General features: G+C 71.7%; 17 protein-coding genes. 6 read left to right on the forward strand and 11 right to left on the reverse strand.

Annotated elements, in window-relative coordinates:
- The first annotated feature begins 209 nt into the window (after positions 1–209).
- Positions 210–1079 (forward strand): YceI family protein, encoded by an 870-nt coding sequence (locus tag ACWD4B_RS26175; RefSeq protein ID WP_451423055.1) that lies wholly within the window; start codon positions 210–212, stop codon positions 1077–1079.
- Positions 1080–1111: 32 nt separating this feature from the next.
- Here ACWD4B_RS26175 and ACWD4B_RS26180 read toward each other — a convergent pair whose 3' ends face one another.
- Positions 1112–1519, reverse strand: coding sequence for a hypothetical protein (locus ACWD4B_RS26180; RefSeq protein ID WP_451423056.1), 408 nt, complete (start codon positions 1517–1519; stop codon positions 1112–1114).
- Between the two features lie 190 nt (positions 1520–1709).
- Complete coding sequence (locus ACWD4B_RS26185) at positions 1710–2573, reverse strand: phosphatidylinositol-specific phospholipase C/glycerophosphodiester phosphodiesterase family protein (RefSeq protein ID WP_451423057.1); 864 nt, start codon at positions 2571–2573, stop codon at positions 1710–1712.
- 198 nt (positions 2574–2771) lie between these two features.
- Here ACWD4B_RS26185 and ACWD4B_RS26190 point away from each other — a divergent pair, with 198 nt between their 5' ends.
- The 3 genes from ACWD4B_RS26190 to ACWD4B_RS26200 all read left to right on the forward strand — a co-directional run bounded on the left by ACWD4B_RS26190 (position 2772) and on the right by ACWD4B_RS26200 (position 7097).
- The gene (locus tag ACWD4B_RS26190) at positions 2772–4007 is read left to right on the forward strand and encodes a phosphodiester glycosidase family protein (protein ID WP_451423058.1); all 1236 of its coding nucleotides are present in this window, start codon (positions 2772–2774) and stop codon (positions 4005–4007) included.
- A 155-nt stretch (positions 4008–4162) separates the two neighbouring features.
- The gene (locus tag ACWD4B_RS26195) at positions 4163–5575 is read left to right on the forward strand and encodes a family 2B encapsulin nanocompartment shell protein (protein WP_451423059.1); all 1413 of its coding nucleotides are present in this window, start codon (positions 4163–4165) and stop codon (positions 5573–5575) included.
- A 112-nt stretch (positions 5576–5687) separates the two neighbouring features.
- Entirely contained in the window at positions 5688–7097 is a 1410-nt protein-coding gene (locus ACWD4B_RS26200; protein ID WP_451423060.1) for a family 2B encapsulin nanocompartment shell protein, read from the forward strand.
- A gap of 9 nt (positions 7098–7106) precedes the next feature.
- Here ACWD4B_RS26200 and ACWD4B_RS26205 read toward each other — a convergent pair whose 3' ends face one another.
- A complete protein-coding gene (locus tag ACWD4B_RS26205) occupies positions 7107–7301 on the reverse strand; it encodes a hypothetical protein (RefSeq protein WP_336413741.1) in 195 nt (64 codons plus the stop codon).
- 246 nt (positions 7302–7547) lie between these two features.
- Here ACWD4B_RS26205 and lysX point away from each other — a divergent pair, with 246 nt between their 5' ends.
- Complete coding sequence (gene lysX / locus ACWD4B_RS26210) at positions 7548–10916, forward strand: bifunctional lysylphosphatidylglycerol synthetase/lysine--tRNA ligase LysX (RefSeq protein ID WP_451423061.1); 3369 nt, start codon at positions 7548–7550, stop codon at positions 10914–10916.
- 118 nt (positions 10917–11034) lie between these two features.
- The gene (locus ACWD4B_RS26215; RefSeq protein WP_451423062.1) at positions 11035–11988 is read left to right on the forward strand and encodes a DMT family transporter; all 954 of its coding nucleotides are present in this window, start codon (positions 11035–11037) and stop codon (positions 11986–11988) included.
- Between the two features lie 25 nt (positions 11989–12013).
- Here ACWD4B_RS26215 and ACWD4B_RS26220 read toward each other — a convergent pair whose 3' ends face one another.
- From ACWD4B_RS26220 to ACWD4B_RS26255, 8 genes are all read right to left on the reverse strand, one after another.
- Complete coding sequence (locus ACWD4B_RS26220; RefSeq protein WP_451423063.1) at positions 12014–12706, reverse strand: ABC transporter ATP-binding protein; 693 nt, start codon at positions 12704–12706, stop codon at positions 12014–12016.
- Complete coding sequence (locus ACWD4B_RS26225; protein WP_451423082.1) at positions 12699–13607, reverse strand: ABC transporter ATP-binding protein; 909 nt, start codon at positions 13605–13607, stop codon at positions 12699–12701. Before ACWD4B_RS26225 ends, ACWD4B_RS26220 begins: the two co-directional genes overlap by 8 nt.
- 59 nt (positions 13608–13666) lie before the next feature.
- Positions 13667–14524 carry an ABC transporter permease gene (locus ACWD4B_RS26230; protein WP_451423064.1) on the reverse strand — a complete coding sequence of 286 codons (858 nt, stop codon included), beginning with the start codon at positions 14522–14524 and terminating at the stop codon, positions 13667–13669.
- On the reverse strand, positions 14517–15482 hold the full coding sequence (locus tag ACWD4B_RS26235; RefSeq protein ID WP_451423083.1) for an ABC transporter permease: 966 nt from the start codon (positions 15480–15482) through the stop codon (positions 14517–14519). Before ACWD4B_RS26235 ends, ACWD4B_RS26230 begins: the two co-directional genes overlap by 8 nt.
- Positions 15483–15511: 29 nt before the next feature.
- Positions 15512–17104, reverse strand: coding sequence for an ABC transporter substrate-binding protein (locus tag ACWD4B_RS26240; RefSeq protein WP_451423065.1), 1593 nt, complete (start codon positions 17102–17104; stop codon positions 15512–15514).
- Between the two features lie 69 nt (positions 17105–17173).
- Positions 17174–18106: an NAD(P)H-binding protein gene (locus tag ACWD4B_RS26245; protein WP_451423066.1), complete on the reverse strand. Its 933-nt coding sequence runs from the start codon at positions 18104–18106 to the stop codon at positions 17174–17176.
- A gap of 143 nt (positions 18107–18249) precedes the next feature.
- Positions 18250–19248, reverse strand: a complete 999-nt coding sequence (locus ACWD4B_RS26250) for a phospholipase D-like domain-containing protein (RefSeq protein ID WP_451423067.1) — start codon at positions 19246–19248, stop codon at positions 18250–18252.
- Between the two features lie 169 nt (positions 19249–19417).
- On the reverse strand, positions 19418–20470 hold the full coding sequence (locus ACWD4B_RS26255) for a LacI family DNA-binding transcriptional regulator (protein WP_451423068.1): 1053 nt from the start codon (positions 20468–20470) through the stop codon (positions 19418–19420).
- Between the last annotated feature and the right edge of the window lie 24 nt (positions 20471–20494).

Genomic DNA, 20494 nt, shown 5'->3' on the forward strand with positions numbered 1-20494 from the left:
CTATCCGGTTGGGGGCTGACGTGGGGGCCCGGCCGCGCCCCGCCCCCCGCCACGGCCTGTCACCACGTCCGACACCCGATACCCGAATCAAAGGCTGGAATCACCAAAGAGTACGCTTTCTGAGGCGATGAAGCAGATTCACCCGGCTAGTGACAGAATGCGGAGATAGTTGATCTGCACACCTTCTGGTCACAGAAAGGCCGTTTGGGATGGTTCTCGCCCTGCTGCGCCGTCACCGGAGTTCCCCCTCCCAGGAGACCGCCCCGATTCCGCCCGGCGCGGGGGCACTCGACTGTCTCGTCCTCGATCCGGTGCAACTGCCGATGCACAGAGCCGAGGTCGCGGTCCGGGACCCGAACGGCCAGGAGGTCGTGCACGGACAGACCGACCCGCACGGCAGGTTCGCCGCAACCGTCGCACCCGGCGACTACAGCATCGCGGTGACCGCCGAGGGGTTCCAGCCCGTGCGCCGCTCCGTCCGCACGACGGAGGGTGTGCGCACCGTTCTCGACCCGGTGGCCATGGAACCGGCCCCGCTGCCCGCCACGCCCGCACCGGGCGCCTGGCGCATCGACCCGGACCACACGGCCGTACGGTTCGTCTCCCGGCACATCGGACTGGCCGAGGTGCACGGCCGGTTCAACCGCTTCGAGGGAACCCTCTGGATAGCCGACCGCATCGAGAACTCCCGGCTCGACGTCGTCGTCGAGACCGCCAGCATCGACACCGGGGTCGCCCAGCGCGACGAGCACCTGCGCTCCCGGGACTTCCTGGACGTCGTCAACTACCCGTACATGCAGTTCACCAGCGAGCGCTTCGTGCACCGCGGAGGCTCCAGGTGGTCCGTGCAGGGCGTCCTCAACCTGCACGGCGTCAGCCGCAACGTCACCCTCGACAGCCGGTACCTCGGCATCGGAACCGGCATCATGGGCGAGACCCGGGTCGCATGCTCGGCCTCGACCGAGCTGCACCGCGAGGACTTCACGCTCGACTGGCGCTCCATGCTCTCCCGCGGCATCGCGATGATCGGCGCGACCATCAGAGTCGAACTCGACGTCCAGGCCGTACCGGCGGAGTGACAGCGTGACGGCGTGACGGAGAACCGCAGCCCTCAGGACCCGAACAGCTGGGTCGGCAGATCGGTCGGCAGGACCGTCGGCAGACTCGTCGGGAAGCCCGACGGAAGCGAGGTGGGAAGACCGCTCGGCCACTGCGACGGCAGCACGAACGACGGGGACGCGGAACCCGATGCGGAGGAGGACTGCGGACCCGTGCCCGAGGGCTGATCCCCGGTACCGGTCTTGCCGCCGTCCTTGCCGGCCAGCGCGAACACCGCTCCCACCCCGATCGCCGCAAGCGCCACGAGGACCGCGGCCACCAGCGCGATGCGCCGCCCGCCGCCCGGCGGCGGGTCCGGCTGCCAGGACGACCCGGCGGGACCGAAGCCGCCGGGAGGCGGCCCCGGGGGCGGGTGGCGGTGGTGCGGCGGACCGTACGAAGGGTCGGGAGGAGTGGCCATGGGTCCAGCGTCCTCTTGCCCGGCGCCCCGTCACCGTCCGGTGACGGTACTGCCACACGTTCCGCCACGGAGCATGACATTCCGTGGAAACGGGACCCTGCGTGGCGCTCCCGGAAGAATGATCTTTTAACAGTACGATTCATCCTGCCCGGGACGGACGAGGAGGGCGCACCGGATGTCGCGGTACTGCTCAGTGCGCTGCGCGGAGGAACGCCTCCAGGCCTGCCAGGTCGTCCGTGTTGAGATAGTCGGTGCCGGCGGCGAGCAGTTCGTGCCAGAGGGCGTCGCGGGCCGGGCCCGGCCGGTCGGGGGTGGCCCAGAACCTCACCTGCTGCCGGGCCGCGTGGGCCGCGGCGACGAACCGCCGGAGTTCGGCACGCTCCCGCTCGGGCATCGGGCCCGTGCCCTGCCAGGTGAAGAACTGCCCCCAGTTGTCGCTGACGAGCGGGGCGAAGGATGCGGGCACGCCGCTGCCGAGGTCGCTCAGCCTGGCGTCGTAGAAGGCGTGACGCACGCGTTCCGCCTCCATCGGGGCCCGCGCTCCGCGGTCGCCGGAGACGACTGCGGTCACCGCGCCCCGGCGGACCCGGCCGGCGGTGCAGGAGCTGAGCATCGACCGGTAGCGGAGCAGGTGCCGGGACAGCTCCCGGTAGGTGGGACCACCGGGCGTCTTGATGTCGATGAGCAGTTGCAGGGTGAGGTCGTAACCCCGGTAGACCCGGCCGCCGTTGGCTCTCACCCGGCGCAGCAGTGGGTCCAGGTAGAGCGCTTCCAGCGTGCGGGCGGGATCCAGCTCGGAGGTGTCGTGCGCGACGAGGAGCGTGCCGTCCACCAGCCAGATGTCCGCCTCGACGCTGTTGAAGCCGTGCGAGAGCGCGCCGGTGAGCGGGTGCGGGTGCTCGTAGTCGTTGTGCGCGTGCGCGTGGAGCAGCGGGGGCCTGTCACGCCCGGCGGGGTCCTGCTGCCGGGCGTCGGCGGAGGCGGGAGCCGCGAACGAGCCCGCGACGGCGGCTCCGAGGACGACGAGGGCTGCTCGGCGCGTGCGAGGGGCCATGGTGTCTCCCTGTCCGGCGGGCGGATATCCGTGGGCTGCGCGTACCGACGTCAGTGAGTATCCGGGCCCGCGGGGCCGAGGGACAGGGACCGTTCCGAGAGTTGCCGAGGCCGTCAACGGCCCGTTCCCTGTCGTTCTTTCGGGGCATGGTGAAGTCGCCTGTGCCATGGCAGAGTTGACGGGACCTCTGGGGAGACAGTGAGCAGACGTGGACGCCGCGTACGCGCGGCACTGACGGTACTGACGGCTTGGGTCTCGCTGATCGGCGGCGGTACGGCCTGGGCCGGCACGGAGGAGAGCGCCGGGCTGCGCCTCGGCGACCGCACCACGCTCGGGCCGGGCGTGAGCTACCGGGAGTTCTCGCTGAAGGGCTCGCACGGGGCGGCGTTCGGGCATCTGCTGACGGCCGACCTGCGCGAGCAGCGGGTGTCGGTGGACCTGCTGTACCCGGGCGTGGTCGGGGCGCGGGGACGGATCTCCGAACTGGCCGACCGCCGGGGCGCGGTGGGCGCGGTCAACGGGGACTTCTTCAACATCGCGGAGGCGCAGCACCCCGGCGTGGAGGCGACGGGTGCCCCGGTGGGTCCCGCCGTCGCGGGCGGGGCCGACCTCAAGGCCGCGGTGCCGGACGGCCAGCGTTTCGGCCCCGCGATGCCGTCCGGCGTGACCACGGAGGACGTCTTCGGCGTGGGTACGGACCGTGTGGGCCGCATGGACCGGCTCCGGCTGCGGGGCGCGGTGCGGACCGGCGACGGCTCGCTCGCGCTGAGCGGCTTCAACCAGTACGCCCTGCCGGTGGACGGCATCGGGGTCTACACCCCCGCCTGGGGCCGGGCCTCACGGCTGCGGGCGACGTGCGGCACGGACACCGACCGTGGCGCCCCGTGCAGTTCCGAGACCTGGGAACTGACCGTGAAGGGCGGCCGGGTGGCATCGGCGGCCCGAAGGCCGGGGCACGGGGCGATCGCGTCCGGCTCGGTGGTGCTGGTGGGGCGCGAGGGCGGGGCGCGAGCGCTGCGGAAGCTGGCGCGCGGCGAGCGCGTGCGCGTCGACGAGTGGCTCCAGCCGCGCCGGTACGGGCCGTTCCGGTGCGCGCTGGGCGGCTTCCCGATCCTGCGCGGCGGCCGGCTCCTGTCCGGCCTGGACAACGAGACCTCCACCGTGCGCACGGCCGCGGGCCTGGCGGACCGGGGACGGCGCCTGTACCTGCTGGCACTGGACGGCTCCGCCGACTACCGCTCCGGGCTGACCGTCGCCGAACTGGCCCGCGCCATGCGGAAGCTGGGGGCCACGGACGCCTTCAACCTGGACGGGGGCGGCTCGAGCACGCTCGTGACGCGCACGCACGGCGCGCACGCCACCGTACGCAACCATCCGTCGGGCGGCACCGAGCGGCCGGTGGCCAATGGCGTCGGGATTTTTGTACGACCTTGACATCCTCCGTCAATCCCATCCTTTTGAGTGACTGCACCCACACAAGTGCGCTGCTAACTTCGGGAGGGGCGGCGAGCGCGAATTCCTCGGCGGCTCCGTGATGCGCAATTCCGCGACGAACGCGATGAACGCGACGAATGGGTGGGCATTCGAATATGACGACGTCTGTGGAGTCCGGCCCCGACGCCGGAAATCCCCCGGGCAGGCTGAGCCTCGGCACCGAGGCGGCCCGGAATCTGGCGACCACGACCAAGTCCGTGCCGCAGATGCAGGGGATCACCTCGCGGTGGCTGCTGCGGCTGCTGCCCTGGGCGCAGGTCTCCGGCGGCACGTACCGGGTCAACCGACGGCTGACGCACACACTGGGCGACGGGCGGGTGGAGTTCGTCTCCACCGGAGCCGACGTGAGCGTCATCCCGGCGGAGCTGGGTGAACTGCCGCTGCTGCGCGGCTTCTCCGAGGCCGGCGTGCTGGAGGAGCTGGCGGGCCGGTTCGTACAGCGGGAGTTCCGGCCCGGCGAGGTGCTGGTCGAGTCCGGGCAGCCGGCCGACCAGGTGGTGCTGGTGGCGCACGGCAAGCTCAGCAAGGCACGCGAGGGCCGGTACGGGGATCCGGCCGCGCTCGGCGTGCTCGCCGACGGCGACTACTTCGGCGACCAGGCGCTCGCCGCCACGGAGGCCGGCACCTGGGACTTCACCGTGAAGGCCGTCACGGCCTGCACCGTTCTGACCCTGCCGCTCCAGGAGTTCCGCGAGCTGACGGAGCGTTCGCCCGAACTGCGCGCCCACATCGAAGCGTTCCGCGAAGCCGCCTCGCGCCCGCGGAACGAGCACGGCGAGTCGGCCATCGACGTCGCGTCCGGCCATGTCGGCGAGCCGGCGCTGCCCGGGGTCTTCGCGGACTACGAGCGCGCTCCCCGCGAGTACGGGCTGAGCGTGGCGCAGACGGTGCTGCGGGTCCACACCCGCGTCGCCGACCTCTACAACGAGCCCATGAACCAGCTGGAACAGCAACTCCGGCTCACCATCGAGGCCCTGCGCGAACGCCAGGAACACGAAATGGTCAACAACCGCGAGTTCGGCCTCCTCCACAACGCCGACCTCGGACAACGCATCCACACCCGCAGCGGCCCACCCACCCCCGACGACCTCGACGACCTGCTGGCGACGGTCTGGAAGGACCCCGCGTTCCTGCTGGCCCACCCGCGCACGATCGCGGCCATGGCCCGCGAGTTCAACCGGGCCGGTGTCTATCCGGACAGCGTCGACGTCAACGGGCACGCGGTGCCCGCGTGGCGAGGGGTTCCCATTTTCCCGTGCAACAAGATCCCGGTCACCGAGGAAGGCGTCAGCTCCATTCTGCTGATGCGGACCGGAGAGCAGTCCCAGGGCGTGATCGGCCTGCACCGGACGGGAATTCCCGACGAATACCGGCCGAGCCTCTCCGTGCGATTCATGGGAATCAGCGAACAGGCCATCATGTCCTATCTGGTGAGCGCCTACTATTCCGCCGCCGTCCTGGTCCCCGACGCCCTCGGAATTCTCGAGAACGTGGAAATCGGGCACTGAGCCCGGACGCAGACCGCACACAGCGCCACCCTGCACTGCCTGTACGCCCTGTACGTCACGTCACGTCACGTCACGTCATCCCACGCATCGCACAGTTAGGTGATCACCACTCATGACCACGTCAGTGGAGCCCGAGCCCACCGAGCAGGCGGCGGACCGGCCGCAGCTGAGCCTGGGCACGACAGCGGCACGCCAGCTCGCGACGACCACCAAGTCCGTCCCCCAGATGCAGGGGATCTCCTCCCGGTGGCTGCTCCGCGTGCTGCCCTGGGTGCAGGTCTCGGCCGGTACCTACCGCGTCAACCGGCGCCTCACCTACACCGTCGGCAACGGCATCGTCGAATTCATCACCACCGGATCCGAAATCCGCGTCATCCCCGCCGAGTTGGGCGAGCTCCCCCTGCTGCGCGGCTTCGAGGACAACGGCGTGCTGGAGGCCCTGGCCGCCGCATGCGTCCAGCGCGAGTACGCGCCGGGCGATGCGCTCGCCGAGGAAGGGCAGCCGGCCGACCGGGTGTTCCTGATCGCCCACGGCAAGCTCGCCAAGACCGGCACCGGAAAATACGGGGACGAGACCGCTCTCGGCTCCCTGAGCGCAGGCGACTTCTTCGGCGAGAGCGTCCCCTTGGAGCCGGATGGCACCTGGGGGTTCACCGTCCGGGCCACCACGCGCTGCACGGTCCTGGCGCTTCCCCTGCAGGCCTTCCAGGAAGTCGCCGACCGCTCCGAGGCGTTGCGCGCGCACATCGCAGGCTTCGCCTCACGCCCCGCGCCCGCGGCGAACAAGCGCGGCGAGGCCGACATCGCCGTGACCTCGGGCCACTCGGGCGAGCCGGTCATCCCCGGCACCTTCGTCGACTACGAGCCGGGGCCGCGCGAGTACGAACTGAGCGTGGCGCAGACGGTGCTGCGGGTCCACACCCGCGTCGCCGACCTCTACAACGAGCCCATGAACCAGCTGGAACAACAGCTGCGACTCACCATCGAGGCCCTGCGCGAACGCCAGGAACACGAAATGGTCAACAACCGCGAGTTCGGCCTCCTCCACAACGCCGACCTCGGACAGCGCATCCACACCCGCAGCGGCCCACCCACCCCCGACGACATGGACGAGCTGCTCTCCCGGCGCCGCAAGACGCAGTACTTCCTGGCGCACCCGCGCACCATCGCCGCCTTCGGCCGTGAGTGCAACAGCCGGGGTCTCTACCCCAAGAACATCGAGGTCCTCGGTTCGGCGGTGCGCTCGTGGCGCGGGGTTCCGCTGCTGCCCTGCAACAAGATCCCGATCAGCGAGCAGGGCACCAGCTCGATCATCGCCATGCGTACGGGCGAGGACGACCAGGGCGTCATCGGCCTGCACCAGACGGGCATTCCCGACGAGTACCAGCCCAGCCTGAACGTGCGGTTCATGGGCATCAACGAGCAGGCGGTCTCGTCCTACCTGGTGAGCGCCTACTATTCGGCGGCGGTCCTGGTGCCGGACGCACTGGGCATCCTGGAGGACGTCGAGATCGGCCGCTGACCGGACCGGTCAGGGCCGTACGCCGCCCACGATGTGGGCGGTGGAGGAGATCCCGTTGTGGATGCTCGGCGCGACGCTGGTGTTGGCCAGCAGGAAGCCCAGCAGGACACAGACCATGGCATGAGAGAACCGCAGGCCCCCGTTGCGCATGAAGACCACGGCCAGGATCAGCAGCAACAGGACCACGGAGATCGATACAGCCATGGTGTACCTCCCAGGAGGAGCAGCGGACATCCGCCCGTGCAGCACGTTTGCGTGTGATACGGCGGATGTCCGCCAGTCTGGCCCATCGGGATGCCGTCACCGAAGCGCCGGGCATACTCCATTCGGGTATGGATTCACCGGTTCAGCCGGTCAGGTCCGTCAAAGTTCCCTGTGGGCGGCATGAGGGCGAATGTCCGTTCCGACGTTCGACAGGCGTGCGGCTCGTGGCGTGCCTAGGCTGGCGGAATGAGCCGCACAGCCCGGGACGGCAGGCCGCCCGCCACGGTGCAGGGTCCGGTGCAGGAGATACCGGCCGAGAGCGAGCGGAAATCCGCCTGGCACCGCTTCCTGCACCGGGTGCCGAACGGCTTTGCGATCTTCTTCGGTCTGCTGGGCGTCTTCTGTGCGGTCACCTCGCTGATCCCGCCGCTGCGCCGCGCGGCGCACCCGCTGACCGACGCGCTCGACACACTGACCGTGCCCACGGCCCCCAACCTGGCCTATGCGGTCTTCCTGCTGCTCCTCGCGACCGCGATGGCGGCGCGCAAGCGGGTCACGCTGTGGTTCGTCGTCGGCTACCTCACGCTGCTGGTGCTCGCGGACGCACTGCTGCTGGCCGTGGGGTACTTGGACACGATTCCCTCACTGGTGCTGTCCTGCGCCGCGATCGCCCTGCTGCTCCTGGCCCGGCGGGAGTTCTACGCCGAGGTGCGGCGCGGCGCGTTCCTGCGTGCCCTGCTGGTGCTGGTCGCCGGGCTGACCCTGGCGATCCTGGTGGGCTGGGGGCTGGTGTCGCTGTTCCCCGGCTCGCTGGAGCGCGGCGGCGGCAACCGGCTGCTCTTCGTCGTCAACAAGGTGTGCGGCGGCCTGGTGAGCAACCGGCACTTCACCGGGCATCCGCCGCACTGGCTGTATTTCCTCCTCGGCCTGTTCGGTGCGCTGGCGCTGCTCAACGGGGCCATGGCGCTGTTCCGTTCGCAGCGCCTGGAGGCGGCCCTGCACAACGACGAGGAGCCGCGCATCCGTGCCCTGCTGCGCCGGTACGGCGGCCGCGACTCCCTCGGCTACTTCGCGACGCGCCGCGACAAGGCCGTCGTCTTCTCCCCCAGCGGCAAGGCCGCCGTCACCTACCGGGTCGAGGCCGGTGTGTGCCTGGCCTCGGGCGACCCGTTGGGCGACCCCGAGGCGTGGACCCCGGCCGTCGACGCCTGGCTCGAGGTCGCCGGCCGCTACGGCTGGCAGCCCGCCGTGATGGGCGCCAGCGAGGAGGGCGCCCGGGCCTATGCACGCTCGGGGCTCGGCGCGCTGCAGCTGGGCGACGAGGCCATCCTGCGGGTCGCGACCTTCGACCTTGAGGGCCGGGAGATGCGGGTGACGCGGCAGGCCGTGAACCGGGTCGCGCGCACCGGCGCGACCACCCGTGTCCGGCGCCACTCCGCGCTGGGCGACGAGGAGATGGGCGAGGTCATCCGGCGCGCGGACGCCTGGAGGGACACCGAGACCGAGCGCGGCTTCTCGATGGCGCTGGGGCGGCTGGGCGACCCGGCCGACGGGGACTGCCTGCTGGTCGAGGCCTTCGACGAGGACGGCACGATGATCGCGCTGCTGTCCTTCGTCCCCTGGGGTCCCGACGGGGTCTCGCTGGACGTGATGCGCCGCGACCGCACCGCCCCCAACGGCGTCATGGAGTTCATGGTGGCGCAACTGTGTGCGCAGGCGGGCCAGTTCGGCATCAAGAACATCTCGCTGAACTTCGCCGTCTTCCGCTCGGCCTTCGAGGAGGGGGCACGGATCGGGGCGGGTCCGGTGCTGCGGCTGTGGCGCAGACTGCTGCTGTTCTTCTCCAAGTGGTGGCAGCTGGAGGCGCTCTACCGCTCGAACGTCAAGTACAACCCCGAGTGGCACCCCCGCTTCCTGTGCTACGCGGATGCGGGGGCCCTCGCCCGGATCGGTATGGCCTCGGGCATCGCCGAGGGTTTCGTGGCCGTGCCGAGCCTGGGCAAGATGTGGGGCCGCGGCCGCCCGAAGGGCGCCGCCCTGCCGCCGTCGACGCAGGGCCTGCCCCCGCTCTCCGAACTCGGCCTGGCCGAAGGCGCGGAGGCCGGCCCGGCCGCAGTGGACGAGCTCGCCGGCCTGCCCGAACAGGTCCGGGTGCGGCGGCGGAAGCTGGAGCGGCTGCGGGCGGCGGGCGTCGACCCGTACCCCGTCGACGCCCGCCGCACGCACACGCTCGGCGAGATCCGTGCAGCGCACGACGGGCTGCCCGCCTCGTCGCGCACGGGCGAACGGGCCACGGTCGCCGGGCGCGTGATGCTGGCCCGCAACCACGGCGGGATCGCCTTCGCCGTCCTGCGCGACTGGTCCGGCGATCTGCAGCTGACCCTCACCCGCGACGGCTCGGGCACGGAGTGCCTGCGCCGGTTCGCCGCGCACGTCGACCTGGGCGACCACATCGAGGCCGAAGGCGAGATCGGCACCACGGACCGGGGCGAACTCACCGTCTTCGTCAGCCGTTTCAGGATGCTCGCCAAGTGCCTGCGCCCGCTGCCCGACAAGCGCCACGGTCTCAGCGACCCGGAGACCCGGGTGCGCATGCGCTACGTGGACCTGGCCGTCTCGCCGGAGGCGCGCACCACCGTACGGGCCCGCAGCGCGGCCGTGCGGGCGCTGCGCCAGGGGCTCCTCGACCGGGGCTTCCTGGAGGTCGAGACCCCGATGCTGCAACAGGTGCACGGCGGCGCCAACGCGCGTCCCTTCACCACCCACATCAATGCGTACGACCTCGACCTCTACCTGCGGATCGCGCCCGAGCTGTATCTGAAGCGGCTGTGCGTGGGCGGACTGGAGAAGGTCTTCGAACTCGGCCGGACCTTCCGCAACGAGGGGGTCTCGTACAAGCACAACCCCGAGTTCACGATGCTGGAGGCGTACCAGGCCTTCGCCGACTACGACGTGATGCTCGACCTCACGCGCGAGCTGATCCAGGCCGCGGCCGTCGCCGCCAACGGCGCGCCCGTCGCGCTGCGGGCGGAGGAGGGGACGGGGAAGCCGGTCGAGCACGACATCTCGGGGCGGTGGCCGGTGCGGACGGTCTACGGTTCGCTGTCCGAGGCGCTCGGGGAGGAGGTCGGTCCGGACACCCCTGTGGAGGTGCTGCGCCGGCACTGCGACCTGACGGGGGTGCCGCACCGGCACGAGCACGGACACGGGGCCATCGTGCTGGAGCTGTACGAGCGGCTGGTGGAGGAGCGCACCACGCTGCCGGTCTTCTACAAGGACTTCCCCACCGACGTCTCACCGCTCACGCGCCCGCACCGGCAGGACCCGCGGGTCGCCGAGCGCTGGGACCTGGTGGCCTTCGGCACGGAGCTCGGCACCGCCTACTCCGAGCTGGTCGACCCCGTCGAGCAGCGCCGGCGGCTGACCGCCCAGTCGCTGCTGGCGGCGGGCGGCGACCCCGAGGCGATGGAGCTGGACGAGGACTTTCTGCGCGCCCTCGAATACGCGATGCCGCCGACGGGCGGGCTGGGCATCGGGGTGGACCGGCTGGTGATGTTCCTGACGGGCCTGTCGATCCGGGAGACGCTGCCGTTCCCGCTGGTCCGGCGACTCTAAAAGCGCTTCTTTGAGATCGCTATAGAATTCATTATTTGCCTTATAGATCCGGCGTTGTTAATTTGGCGAACACCCGAACTGGCGGAACCGCGCGTTCCTTTTCCTGGTGGTGTTCTCGATGACGGCGGCACAGCGAACGACGACTCCCTGGATACCGATGGCCGCAACGGCCGTGCTGTGGGGATCCGCCTTCCCCGCGATCCGCATGGCCCTGCCGGACTACTCGCCGGCCGCGGTCGCCCTGCTGCGGATCACCATCACGGTGTTCCTGCTGCTGCCGTTCCTGGCCCTCGGGAAGATCGGCCGCCTGCAGCGCGGCGATGCGCTGCGGATGGCGGCGTTCGGCCTCACCGGCATGACGGCCTACCAAGTCCTGCTGTGCTTCGGCGAGAAGAGCGTGGAGGCGGGTACCGCGGCCATGCTGATCGCCGCGTCGCCGGTCTTCACCACCATCCTGGGCATGGCCTTCCTCGGCGACCGCCCCGGTGTCCGCGGGCTCATGGGGCTGGGCGTCGCACTGAGCGGTGCGCTGCTGGTCGCGTTCACGTCGGGCAGCGGGAACGGTTCGCTCATGGGGGCGCTCATGGTGCTCGCCGCTGCCGCGACGCAGGCGACGTCGTTCGCGCTGCAGAAGCCGCTGCTGAAGAAGTACTCCGGTGCCGAATGCGTCTTCTACGGCAGCCTCTTCGGGCTGCTGCCGCTCCTGCCGCTCGCGCCGGGCGCGGTCGGGCAGGTCGCGGCTGCGGAGGGGCAGCGCACGGCGGCCGTGGTGTGGCTGGGACTCGGGTGCACGGCGATGGCGTTCTGGACCTGGTCGCGGACCCTGCGGGCCACGACCGCGTCCACCGCGGCACTGGTGCTGTACGCGGTACCGGTGGCTGCACTGGGGCTGGACGCGGTGGCCTTCGGCAATGCTCCGGGGGGCGGGGCCATTGCGGGTGGGGTGCTGGTGCTGGCGGGGGTTGCCGTGGCGACCATACGGCGCCGGGCGGCTTCGCCGGCGCCCTCCCGGATTGCGGCGCGGGGCGCCCGCGCGGCGCGTGAGGCGGCCGGTGCGGGGGCGCGGGGGTAAGCACCCCCGCTGGAAGCCCGGTAGGTCATCTGCGGGTGGCGTCGTGGCTGATCGCGCAGTTCCCCGCGCCCCTTCGGGGCGCGGACGGGCCGAGAGTTACCGTCCGGTCGCACCAGCGGCCGAGCAGCGTCCGGTCATGACTCACCGACAACAGACCCGCCCCCGTCTCCTCCCGGTACTGTTCCACCACCCCCACCAGCGCCGCCGTCGTCGACGCGTCCAGCATCGCCGTCATCTCGTCGCAGATCAGCCAGCGCGGCCGCAGCACCAAGGCCCTCGCCAGGCAGGCCCGTTGGAGCTGGCCGTCGCTGACCTCGTGCGGGCGGCGGGTCAGCAGGTCCGCCGAGAGGCCGACCCTTTGGGTCAGTTGCTCCAGGTCGGCTGTGCGGCCCGTCGCGCGCAGCGGTTCGGCGACGAGGTCGGCCAGGCGCAGCCGCGGGTCTGCGGACAGGCGGGGCTGCTGGAAGACGACGCCGAATGCGGTGCGCTGTTCGCGCGGAGCGCGGTGGCGCCAGCCGCGGGCGGGCGTGCCGTCGATGACGACCGTGCCCGCGTCCGGGCGGTGCAGCAGTGCGGCCACGCGGGCGAGCGTGGACTTGCCGCAGCCGCTGGGGCCGAGCAGGCCGACGGCTTCACCGTCGCCCACCGTCAGGGACACGTCGCGCACGACCGGTGCGCGCCGGTCGTATCCGGCGGTGATCCGGGACAGTTCAAGCATCGGCGGCCTCCCGCTGCCGGGGATGGTGACAGGCCACGCCGTCCGTGAGCGCCGGGACCGCCTCGCAAGCAGCCGTCGCGTCCGCGCAGCGGGCGGCGAAGGCGCAGCCGGCGGGCAGGTCGCCGAGTTCCGGGGGCATGCCCGGGATGGGCGTGAACGCGCGCTCGGGCAGGGCGTCCAACAGGCCGCGGGCGTACGGATGACGAGGGCCCGGGGCGCCGAAGAAGGTCGCGGCGTCGGCGAGTTCGACGATGCGGCCCGCATACATCACGGCGACGCGGTCCGCGATGCGCTCGGCCGCCGCGAGGTCGTGCGTGATCATCAGCAGGGCGCGGCCGTCCGCGTCCGCGTGGCGGCGCAGCTCGTCCACCGTGCGGTCGACGAGGTCGCGGTCGAGCCCGGTGGTCGGCTCGTCGGCGAGCAGCAGCGGCGCGTCGCCGACGAGGGCGAGGGCGGTGGCGGCGCGCTGGGCGAGACCGCCCGAGAGCTGGTGCGGGTAGCGGTCGAGATGGCCGGCGGGGAAGGCCGCCCGCTCGGCGGCGGCCTCGGCCGCGGCCCGCAGTTCGGACCTTCGGGTGCCGGTCAGCTCCCGCACGGTCTCCTCCAACTGCGCGCGGACGGTGCGGACGGGGGTGAGGTGCGCGGACGGGCTCTGCGGTACGAGTCCGATGCGGCGGCCCCGTACCGTGCGGGCGAGCGTGCGCTCGTCGGCGGCGAGCAGGTCGAGGCCGCCGAGGAGCGCCCGACCGGCGGTCTCGGCGTTGCCGGGGAGCAGTCCCAACAGGGCCGAGGCGAGAACGGACTTGCCGCACCCGCTCTCCCCCACCAGCACCAGGCACTCCCCCGGCCGGAGGTCGAAGGACGCGTCGGTGACGGCGGCGACGTGCCGGCCGCCGCGCATGCGGAAGCGGACGGACAGGCCGCGGACGGACAGGGCGGGCCCGTCGGTCGGATGCGAGGTCACAGCGTCGGCTCCGATCGCCGTCGCGGGTTCAGACGTTCCCGCCAGGCGCCGGCCAGGGCGGCGATCGCCAGGGTCGGGACGATGATGAACAGGCCCGGGAAGAGCGTGGGCCACCAGTCGCCCGCGAGCAGGGAGCCGCGTGCGCTCTGGACCATCGTGCCGAGGCTGGCCCGGTGCGCGGGCAGGCCGAGTCCGAGGAAGGACAGCGCGGACTCGTGCCAGACGGCGTGCGGGACCATCAGAACCGCCGCCAGTCCCGCCTGCGGCAGCACGCCCGGCAGCAGGTGCCGGGCCAGGACGCGACGGCGGGACGCACCGCCCGAGACGGCCGCGTCGATGTACGGGCGGGAGCGCAGCGAGAGCACTTCGGCGCGCACGATCCGCGCGGTGGACAGCCAGTGGGTGAGGGCGACGGACGCGATCACCGGCCAGACGCCGGGGCGGAACATGGCCACGACGAAGACGCCGAGCAGCAGGTGCGGCACCGAGGAGAAGAGGTCCACGACCCGCATCACCACGCGGTCCGTCCAGCCGCCCAGAGCACCGGCCAGCGCGCCGACCGCGGTGCCGACGACCGTGGCGGTGAGGGCGGCGACGACGCCGACGAGCAGGGAGACCCGCAGCCCGTAGACGCAGCGCACCAGCAGGTCGCGGCCGACCTCGTCGGTGCCGAAGAGGTGGGACCAGGACGGGGGCAGCAGCTTGGCGCCGAGGTCCACGGCCTGTTCGTCCAGGGGAACAGCCAGGGGGAACAGCAGTGCCGCCGCCACGACGGCCGCGAGGAGGACGGCGGAGACGCGGACGCGCGTCGCGCGGCCGGTGTGCCGGGTGGTGTGCCAGGTGGTCTCAGCCATCGAACCCCACCCTCGGGTCGGCCAGTCCGTACAGCAGGTCGGACAGCAGGTTGCCGGCGAGGACGGCCGCCGTGGCGAGCACGGTGAGGGCGGCCAGCAGCGGGAAGTCGACGCTCGTGGCGGCCCCCACGGTGGCGGAGGCGATGCCGGGCCAGCTGAAGACGGTCTCCACCAGCAGCGCCCCGGTGATCAGTTCGGGCACCCGGGAGCCGATGAGGGTGAGGACGGGCAGCAGTCCGGAGCGCAGGGCGTGGCCGAGGAGGACGGTGCGCTCGTGCAGGCCGCGGGCGCGGGCGCCGCGGACGGGGTCCTCCTCCAGCGCGTCGCCGACGCCCTGGCGCACGTAGAGCATGAACCACGGGAGCTGGGTGACGGCGAGGACGGCGGCCGGGAGCACCAGGTGCGAGGCGACCTGCCCGGCCGTGGTGGTGTCGCTCCCGGTGTCGGTGAGGCCTCCGGCCGGGAGCGCGCCCAGCCGGAGGGCGAAGAACCAGATCGCCAGCAGTCCCAGCCAGAAGGGCGGGGCGGCTTCGAGAACGTACGAGAGCGAGGTGACGACCCGGTCGAACCGGCTGCCGCGCCGCCGTCCGGCGAGCACGCCGAGCGCGGTGCCCAGCACCACGGCCAGGGCGAACGCAACGCCGCACAACAGGACGGACCAGCCGATGCGTTCACCGATGGCCTGGGCCACCGGCTGCCGCAAGGAGGCGGATTGGCCGAGGTCGCCGCCGAGGGCGGCGGTGAGCCAGTCCCACCAGCGGGCGGCGAACGGCCGGTCGGCGCCGAGGTTCTCGCGCAGCTGCGCCAGGACCTCCTGTCCGGCACTGAGCCCGGATGCCCCGGCGTACGCCCTGGCCGGGTCGAAGGGGGAGGCGGCGGCGACGGCGAAGACGCCGAAGGTCACGACGGCGAGCACGGGGACGGCGGCCAGCAGCCGCCGTCCTGTCATGCGGGCCATCGGCCCCCAGGGGACGGTGGTGCGGGCGGTCACTTCTTCGGCTGCCAGGCCTCGACGTTCCACCAGGGCCCGGCACCGAGGCCGTGGTCGTGCGGCTCGACCTGCGTGGTGAGGTCCTTCCAGCCGTCCTTCATCACGTAGAGGTGGTCGACGTGCGTGAGGAAGGTGTAGCCGGGGTCGTCGGCGAGACCGCGCTGGACCTTGTCGTAGGCGGCCTTGCGGGCGTCCTTGTCACCGCTGCGCCGGCCCTCTTCGAGGGCCTTGTCGACGTCGGGGTTGCGGTAGGCGGCCATGTTGTTGAAGCCGTCGAGGGCGAGGGAGGAGTGCAGCAGGTTGTAGAGGTCGAAGTCCGGGTCGGCGGGGTTGCCGCCGCCCGCGAGGACCGCGTCGTCCTTCATACGCGGCTCGATGACCTCCCAAGTGCCGCTCTGCACCTCGACCTTGATACCGGCCTTCTTGGCGTCGGAGGCGAAGGCGAGGGCGTGCTCCTGCCGGAGCTTGTCGCCCGCGGGGGACCAGAGGGTGAACTTCGCGCTCTGTCCGTCCTTGCTGCGGATGCCGTCGTCGCCGGGCTTCCAGCCCGCCTCGTCCAGCAGTTGCTTCGCCTTGTCGAGGTCGTGGGGACGCTCGGTGCCCCTGGCGAACCACTCGCTGTCGGTGGGGACGGGCCCGAAGCCGGCCCGGCCCGCGCCGTCGAGCAGCTTGTCGACCATGGCCTTGCGGTCGACGGCGAGATCGAGGGCCCGGCGCACGGCGGGGTCGCCGGTGACCTTGCCGGCCGTCGGCAGGGTCACGCCGCGGAAGTCGGTGGTCCGGGCGGTGAGGGTGACCTTGGAGGAGTCGCCCTTGAAGCCCTTGGCGAGGTTGGGCGGCAGGATGGCGCCGTCGAGGTCGCCGGAGCGCAGCCGGGTGGCGCGGACGTCGTCGTCCTTGATGATCGCCATGGTGAGCTTCTCGACGTTCGGCTTGCCGCCCCAGTAGTCGGGGTTGGCCTTGAAGGTGAGCTTCTCGCCCTTGCTCCAGCCGGTGAGGACGTACGGGCCGGTGCCGATCGGGGCGGTGTTGAAGGAGCCGGTGTTGACGTCCTGTCCCTTGGCCGCGTGCTCGGGGACGATCGGGAGGACGGTGCGCTCGGCGAAGGGCGCGTAGGGGTACTTGAGGCGGAAGACGACGGTGTCGTCGCCGTCGGCGGTGACCTGGTCGATGGCGTCGAGCTCGCCCTTGGCGGCGTTGTTGGTCTTCTCGTCGAGGATGGTCCGGTAGGTGAAGACCACGTCCCCGGCGGAGAACGGCTTGCCGTCGCTGAAGGTGACGCCCTTGCGGAGCCGGTAGGTGTAGGTGCGGCCGTCGTCGGTGACCGCCGGCAGCTCCGCGGCGAGCGCCGGCTGGAGCTTCATGGCCGCGTCGCGGCGCAGCAGACCGTCGAAGATCTTGGAGTTGCCGTCCTTGCCGTAGCCGAGGAGGGGGCTGAGGGTCTCGGGCTCGTTGGCGAGGCCGACGACGAGGGATTCCCCGGCCGTGTCGTTCCCGATGGTGATGGAGCCGGAACAGGCCGTTGCGCCTGCCACCAGCACAGCTGCCGTGGCCGCGGCGGCCACTCCCCGTATGGACCGGGCCGTCATGCCACACCCCTGCTCAAGATCAACTGTAATTGCGAACCAATCGCAATTAAAGCGTATGCAAAGGTGTGGTCATGAGGCGGGGCCCGGCGGCAGCCGCAGCGCCGGTGTCTCCCTCACGAAGCTGTCGAATCCCCGCGGGGGCCGGCCCAGCAGGTCGGCGACGTCGTTCGTGACGCGGTCGTAGCGGTTCACGGCGTGCAGCCGGGCCATCGTGGAGATGTGGTCGAACACGTGCGGCGGCAGGTCGAGCGGCTTGAGGTCGTGCTCCAGCCACTCCTCGTACGGCACGTCCACGTAGGTCACGGGACGGCCCAGGGCCGCCGAGAGCTCGGCCGCGACGGCCGTCATGTCGCGGGAGGCCGCCCCGGTCAGCTCGTGGACCCGGCCCGTGGGCGGGGCCGGGTCGAGCAGGAGGCGGGTGACGACCTCCGCCACGTCACGGGCGGAGACCGGGGAGGTGCGGGCCGTGCCGAACGGGAGGCGGATCGTGCCGTCCCTCAGGATCGAGGCGACGGCGACCCGGGCGAAGAGCGGGTTCTCCATGAAGACCGTGGGCCGGACGTGGACGACCGGGACGCCCGACCAGTCGAGGACCTGCTCGGCGAGCCAGTGCTGGCGCTGCTGGCGGGACTCGGCTGCGCTGGTGAGGTCCATCTGCGAGACCGTCATCTGCGAGATGTTCACCAGCAGTTCGAGCCGGCCGCCCTGGCGGACGGCCGCGGCGACCGTCGTCGTCGCCTCCAGGTACGCGGGCGACACGCTCATCCCGAAGTAGGCGCGGCGGCAGCCCTCCAGCGCGTTCACGACGTCCGCGCCGCGGGTGAGGTCGCCGACGGTCACGTCGACGCCCTCCATCGCCCGCAGGGGCGAGGCCCGTTCGTCGTCGTGGTGCAGCAGGGCCCGGACCGGCACGCCTGCGGCGTGCAGGCCGTCGACGACCGTTCTGCCGATTCCTCCGACGCCGCCGCCGACGCCGGTCACGAGGATGGGGCGGACGTCCACGGGATCGCCTCCGGCTGTGGTTGGGGGGCCTTGCGTTCAGCTTTACCGCACAATCGCGCCGGGTAGTCTCGGCGCTCGTCTGAACGTGCGGGTCGGATGTGGCTTGTCGCGCAGTTCCCCGCGCCCCTTCGGGGCGCCCCGTCTCAGTACGGCGTCCCGTCCGTGAAGTCCTTCTTGAATGTGGTCTCGATGCCGTTCAGGACGTCCGGGCTGTTGACGATCAGGCCGAGCTCGCGGTTGTTGTTGAGCGAGTTGTCGGAGAAGTTCTCCGAGCCCGCGAAGACCTTGGCCGTGTCGGTGCCGTAGTCGGCGACGATCGCCTTGGCGTGGACGTAGAGGCCCTCGGTCGAGGAGAACGTGACGACCTTGCCGCCCGCCTCCTTGACCTGGTCGAAGTAGCTGCCGTAGCTGTCGGGCTTCATGCCGACCACGCGGACGGTGACGCCGCGGTTCTCCGCCGCCACGATCGCGTCGACCAGGTTGCTGTCGCCGAACTCGAGTTCCTGGACGTCCAGGGTGTGCTGCGCCCCGTTGATCAGCGACAGCAGGTGGTCCTCCGAGTCCGTGGGGGACCAGACGAGGTGGTCGCCGTCGGAGGGGGTGACCGCGGTCTTGGCGTAGTCCGCGGCGAAGACCTGCTCTATGGCGGTCACGTCGGCTGCGTCGTTGTCGAAGACACCGTAGTCGCGGCTGCTCGCGTAGTACGTCGAGTCCAGGTTCCCCGTCAGGATCAGGGACTTGGCGCCGTCCACGGTGATGGTCTTCTGGTGGGTGAAGACGTACTCGGAGGAGGAATACACCACGCCCACGCCCGCGGATTTGAGGGCCTTGTAGGCCGTGCTGTTCTTCGCGGTGCGCTTGGCGTCGAGGATGACGCGGACCTTCACACCGGCCTTCTTCTTGCTCACCAGTGTGTTGACGACCTTGGTGTCGCTCAGTTCGTACATCGTCATGTCCACCGACTTGGCGGCCGAGCCGAGGAAGTCGTAGACGGCGGTGTGGTCCTGGTCGGGGAAGACCAGCAGCGACGAGGCGGGGGCGGCGGCCTGGGCGGCGCCGGGAGCGGCCAGGGCGGTTATCGAGGACAGCAGCAGGGCGCCTGCCGAGAGGGCGGCCTGGCGGGCAGGGTGGGGTAAGGGCATGCCGGACTCCGGTCGTGTGCATGGGCAGTGGGGGGCTTGCGGGGCGCCCGGGGGCGCGCACGGCCCATGATGCGACCGGCGGAGTTTACGCGGGTAGATGCCGGAGGTTAATTTTTGGCATTGCCACGACAAGCACTTCCTCTGGACTCCCCCAAGTCCCCCGGGCCCCTCAACTCCCCGGCGGTGCCGTGGAGTCCCGGGCCACCAGGCGCGGCGTCACGTCCTGCACCCGGCGGGCCGGGCCGCCGGCGAGGAGGGCGACGAGCTCCTCGGCCGCATGCCGGCCGAAGGCCGCGGTGTCGCGTGCGAGTGCGGTGAGCGCGGGGTGGGTGCTGCGGCAGAGCACGGAGTCGTCCCAGGCGACGATGGACAGCCTGCCGGGTACGGGCACGCCGCGCTCGGCGGCGACGGCCAGGCCGGCCACGGCCATGACGTCGTTGTCGTAGACGAGCGCGGTCGGCGGCCGCGGCGCGGCCAGCACCCGGTGGGTGGCCTCGGCGCCCTCGGTGTCGGAGTAGTCGGTGGTCACCGACCGCACCTCGGACAGGCCGCGGCGCTCGGCCTCGGCCCGCAGGCCGGCCATCCGGCGCCGGGTGTGGGCGAGTTCGGGGAGGCCGGCGATGTGCGTGATGCGGCGGTGGCCGAGCGCGTGGAGGTGACCGACGACGGAGGCCATCGCCCCGGTGTCGTCGGCCCAGAGGGTGGAGATCGCTCCGTGCTCCGGGAGCGGCTGCGCCGCGTCGTCCGGTGCGCCGACGAGCACGGCGGGCAGGCCGAGTTCGTCCAGCAGCGCGGGGCGGGGGTCGGCCGCGCGCGGGTCGACGACGAGCACGCCGTCCACGCGGTGCTCGGCCCACCAGCGGCGGTGGACCGCGCACTCGGCCGTCACGTCCTCCACGACCTGGAACAGCAGCCCCAGGCCGTGGGCCGAGAGGACCTCCTGCACTCCGGAGACCAGCCGGAGGAAGAAGGACTCGACGCCCAGCGTGCGAGCGGGCCGCGCCAGGACGAGGCCGACGGTGGCGGCGCCCTCGCCGGACAGGGCCCGGGCGGCGGCGCTGGGCTGCCAGCCGAGCTGTTCGGCGACGCGGCGCACCCGCATGCGGGTCGCCTCGGAGACCCCCGGGCGGCCGTTGAGGGCGAAGGAGACGGCGCTCTCGGAGACGCCGGCGCGGCGGGCGATGTCCTTGATCGTCGGGCGGCGGGCCGGGGTGCGGCGCATGGCTGCTGCTGCCTTCCTGAGCGC

This window comes from Streptomyces sp. NPDC002536 (assembly GCF_053594995.1).

What these genes read in the sequence shown, in the direction of transcription:
- ACWD4B_RS26175 (WP_451423055.1), top strand. Translation starts at nt 210, where the DNA reads ATGGTTCTCGCCCTGCTGCGCCGTCACCGGAGTTCCCCCTCCCAGGAG.
- ACWD4B_RS26180 (WP_451423056.1), bottom strand. Translation starts at nt 1,519, where the DNA reads ATGGCCACTCCTCCCGACCCTTCGTACGGTCCGCCGCACCACCGCCAC.
- ACWD4B_RS26185 (WP_451423057.1), bottom strand. Translation starts at nt 2,573, where the DNA reads ATGGCCCCTCGCACGCGCCGAGCAGCCCTCGTCGTCCTCGGAGCCGCC.
- ACWD4B_RS26195 (WP_451423059.1), top strand. Translation starts at nt 4,163, where the DNA reads ATGACGACGTCTGTGGAGTCCGGCCCCGACGCCGGAAATCCCCCGGGC.
- ACWD4B_RS26200 (WP_451423060.1), top strand. Translation starts at nt 5,688, where the DNA reads ATGACCACGTCAGTGGAGCCCGAGCCCACCGAGCAGGCGGCGGACCGG.
- ACWD4B_RS26205 (WP_336413741.1), bottom strand. Translation starts at nt 7,301, where the DNA reads ATGGCTGTATCGATCTCCGTGGTCCTGTTGCTGCTGATCCTGGCCGTG.
- lysX (WP_451423061.1), top strand. Translation starts at nt 7,548, where the DNA reads ATGAGCCGCACAGCCCGGGACGGCAGGCCGCCCGCCACGGTGCAGGGT.
- ACWD4B_RS26215 (WP_451423062.1), top strand. Translation starts at nt 11,035, where the DNA reads ATGACGGCGGCACAGCGAACGACGACTCCCTGGATACCGATGGCCGCA.
- ACWD4B_RS26220 (WP_451423063.1), bottom strand. Translation starts at nt 12,706, where the DNA reads ATGCTTGAACTGTCCCGGATCACCGCCGGATACGACCGGCGCGCACCG.
- ACWD4B_RS26225 (WP_451423082.1), bottom strand. Translation starts at nt 13,607, where the DNA reads ATGCGCGGCGGCCGGCACGTCGCCGCCGTCACCGACGCGTCCTTCGAC.
- ACWD4B_RS26230 (WP_451423064.1), bottom strand. Translation starts at nt 14,524, where the DNA reads ATGGCTGAGACCACCTGGCACACCACCCGGCACACCGGCCGCGCGACG.
- ACWD4B_RS26235 (WP_451423083.1), bottom strand. Translation starts at nt 15,482, where the DNA reads ATGGCCCGCATGACAGGACGGCGGCTGCTGGCCGCCGTCCCCGTGCTC.
- ACWD4B_RS26240 (WP_451423065.1), bottom strand. Translation starts at nt 17,104, where the DNA reads ATGACGGCCCGGTCCATACGGGGAGTGGCCGCCGCGGCCACGGCAGCT.
- ACWD4B_RS26250 (WP_451423067.1), bottom strand. Translation starts at nt 19,248, where the DNA reads ATGCCCTTACCCCACCCTGCCCGCCAGGCCGCCCTCTCGGCAGGCGCC.
- ACWD4B_RS26255 (WP_451423068.1), bottom strand. Translation starts at nt 20,470, where the DNA reads ATGCGCCGCACCCCGGCCCGCCGCCCGACGATCAAGGACATCGCCCGC.